This is a genomic window from Paucihalobacter sp., assembly GCF_036825875.1.
Lineage (GTDB): Bacteria > Bacteroidota > Bacteroidia > Flavobacteriales > Flavobacteriaceae > Paucihalobacter.
Window position 1 is genome coordinate 9,019 of record NZ_DAISXK010000063.1, and the last position, 3,209, is coordinate 12,227.

The following is a 3,209-nucleotide window of genomic DNA, read 5'->3' on the forward strand; positions in this document are numbered from 1 at the left end:
ACATGAACCTACAACAAACGACGATTTACCGTTTTAAAAAAGAATAATTTAATCCATAATCAATTGGACATCGAACCTCCGAGTTTATCGTACATTTTACAACTATCCCCAGAATATGATACTTCTTTCATATTAAGTGCCATATTAATGTTTGTTTTGCTGATTTGTTCAGGGCTTATCTCTGGTGCTGAAGTAGCATTTTTCTCGCTTTCAAAATCCGATATTGAAAAAGGCCTTAACCAAAAACCAGATAGTTTTAATCTGATCCACAAGTTGCTTAAACGGCCAAAAAAATTATTAGCCACCATTTTGGTTGCCAATAATTTTATCAATATAGCCATCGTTTTATTGTTTGCTTATTTGGGTGAAACCATGTTTTTTGAAATAACATCCACAATAACTAAATTCATTTTAGAAGTGGTTTTGGCCACGTTTTTAATTTTACTTTTCGGTGAAATTGTTCCGAAAATATACGCCAGTCGCAACCGAGAAAAATTTGCCGTAAAAATGGCCGTTCCGATAAATGTTTTAGATACTCTTTTTTCTCCCTTAAGTATTCCTATGCGTTATATTACCATAAAACTTCAGAATACTCTAGGAAAACAAAAATCAAATCTCAGTGTTAATCAACTATCTCAAGCCCTAGAACTCACCAACGAAAATAATTCGGAGTTTGAAGACCAGAGAATTTTAGAAGGCATCGTTTCCTTTGGCAATACCGATACAAAACAAGTCATGAAACCACGTCTGGATATATTCGCAATAAATATTGAGCAAACCTACCAATCAATTATTCTAGAAATTATTGAGCATGGTTATTCCAGAATTCCCGTTTATGAAGATAGTATAGACAACGTAAAAGGCATTCTTTATGTAAAGGACTTACTGCCACATCTAAATAAAAATACCTTTAACTGGCAGAGTTTACTAAGAGACCCTTTTTTCGTGCCAGAAAACAAGAAACTAGACGATTTAATGATAGAGTTCCAAACCAAAAAAGTACACCTTGCTGTGGTTGTTGACGAATATGGCGGAACTTCTGGTTTGGTATCTTTAGAAGATATTATTGAAGAAATTGTTGGCGATATTAGCGATGAATTTGACGATGACGATGTGATTTTCACGAAAATAGACGACAATAATTATATTTTTGAAGGAAAAACAAGTCTAAAAGATTTTTATAAAATTGCAAAAATTACAGATGACGAAGCTTTTGAAGAACAGCGAGGTGAAGCCGAAACCATCGCCGGATTTTTACTCGAACTTTCAGGAAGCTTTCCGAGAATCGGGAGCAATATAAAATTTAAAAAGTACGTTTTTACAGTAGAAGCTTTAGACAAAAAGCGCATCAAACAAGTAAAATTAAAAATTTTAAACTAACCTTAAAATGCTTTTATAAAAGCTGAAAAAGATGGTAATATGATCGCGAAATTATTGCGGTCACTCAAATTAAAAAATAAACCCTTGAAAAAGTTATTAATTGTTATATCGTGCGTTGGTATTTTGAGTTGTAATTCAGATCCAAAACCGAAACCATCAGCCATGTTAAGTTTGGAATACCCAAAACCAGAATACAAACCAACGAACCTTAATGTGCCTTTTAGCTTTGAACAAAACAGTTTTTCGGAGCAAATTGAAAGTATTAAAGCAGATGAGGCTAACCAATCTTATGGTATAGATATTCGATATCCAAAATTAAAAGGCACTATTTACCTTACTTACAGAAAAATAGACAATAATCTTATAGATTTAATTAGAGATACCCAAAACCTCACACAAAAGCATACGATTAAGGCCGATGAAATAGCTGAAGTTATTTACGAAAACCCACAACATAAAGTGTACGGGATGTTTTATGAAGTTGGTGGCAATGCAGCATCGCAGTCCCAATTTTATGTAACCGACAGTGTAAAACACTTTTTAAGCGGCTCTTTGTATTTCTACGCCAAACCCAACTACGATTCTATTTACCCGGCAGCAGTATATCTTAAAAACGATATTAAGCAGATTATGGAGACTGTTAAGTGGAAAGAATAAACATTGTAACAATTGAAAATAAAAAAAGGCTGTCAAGAAAATTGACAGCCTTTTAATTTTATAGTTAAGCGGTTATTAGAAACTGTATCTTAAACCAACTTGTGCTTGCCATCTTGATGAGTTTAAACCAGAGTCATCAATTAAATTGGCTCTTTCTTCAGCACCTGGATTATAGGAGAAAGTTGGTGTTGTTCCGTCAGGTGCAAATCCGCGGAAATCTAATAAACTTACTTGGTTATTAGCCGAGAATGTTCTTACACCCCATTCTTCATTGATAAGGTTTGTAAAGTTAAAGATGTCAAAAGTAAATTCAAACTTGTGAATTTTTTGACCACCAAAATTAACTCCAAATTCTTGAGCAAATTTTAAATCTACGATATGCGACCAATTTGATCTATCGCCATTTCTTTCGGCAAACTGGCCTCTTCTGCTTCTTAAGTAATCACTGTTTTCAATAGCTTGATTTAAGGCTACCCATTGTTCAGACGCAGTTATGTTTGGTCTGTCAACAAGATTTGCCTGGCTTTCATTAGCTGGAATAAATGCTAATGCTGAATTAGAACCAGTATCACTCAATAAACCTGAACCTTGAACTACATAGCTTAATGGCGCACCTTCAGCACCTTCATAGAATAAACCGATACGAGTTTTAACTTTCTCTGACCACTTAAATTCAATAGTTGAATTTGTGATGATTCGGTGTCCAGGATCAAAATCTGAAATAGATAAATCTGGTCTGTTAGAACCATTTACCGTTTCAAGATTTCTCCACTGAGAACTGTTTTGAGAGCTAGTACCATCTAATAAAACGGTTGATTCGCCATAAGAGTAAGTAGCAGAAGTTCTGATATCTACTTTGTCGTTCACAAGGAAATGAGATAAGGTTCCACTTACGTTATAAGAACTCCCTAATCCTGTGTTGGAGGCTAAATACACAGCATCATAAGTGTTATCGATTCTAGCAAACCCATAATTTGGCCTAGACCCTGCGCCAGTGGTATTAAATCGTGGTTCTTGTAAATTAATATTTTCGTAAGTAATAGCCGATATATTATCATTCCAGATAAAATCAGCCGAAAACGTTAAGTTTCCAGGTAATTTCTGGTCAATAGCAATGTTTGTTTTAAACACCTGTGGTAATCTAAAATCTTTTGCAAATAAGTTAATCTCGC

Annotated in this window: 2 protein-coding genes and 1 pseudogene; 2 read left to right on the forward strand and 1 reads right to left on the reverse strand. The window is 34.3% G+C overall.

Translation table 11 applies throughout. The annotated features are described in order from the left end of the window. The first annotated feature begins 63 nt into the window (after nucleotides 1-63). Together gldE and gldD are read left to right on the forward strand one after the other, a co-directional pair. The gene (gldE, locus tag V7Z48_RS12775; RefSeq protein WP_334113971.1) at nucleotides 64-1,380 is read left to right on the forward strand and encodes a gliding motility-associated protein GldE; all 1,317 of its coding nucleotides are present in this window, start codon (nucleotides 64-66) and stop codon (nucleotides 1,378-1,380) included. A gap of 84 nt (nucleotides 1,381-1,464) precedes the next feature. Then, the gene (gene gldD, locus V7Z48_RS12780) at nucleotides 1,465-2,037 is read left to right on the forward strand and encodes a gliding motility lipoprotein GldD (protein ID WP_334113973.1); all 573 of its coding nucleotides are present in this window, start codon (nucleotides 1,465-1,467) and stop codon (nucleotides 2,035-2,037) included. Nucleotides 2,038-2,112: 75 nt separating this feature from the next. Here the strand turns inward: gldD and V7Z48_RS12785 are convergent. Continuing rightward, nucleotides 2,113-3,209 (reverse strand): annotated as a pseudogene (locus tag V7Z48_RS12785) (TonB-dependent receptor); the annotation flags it as partial.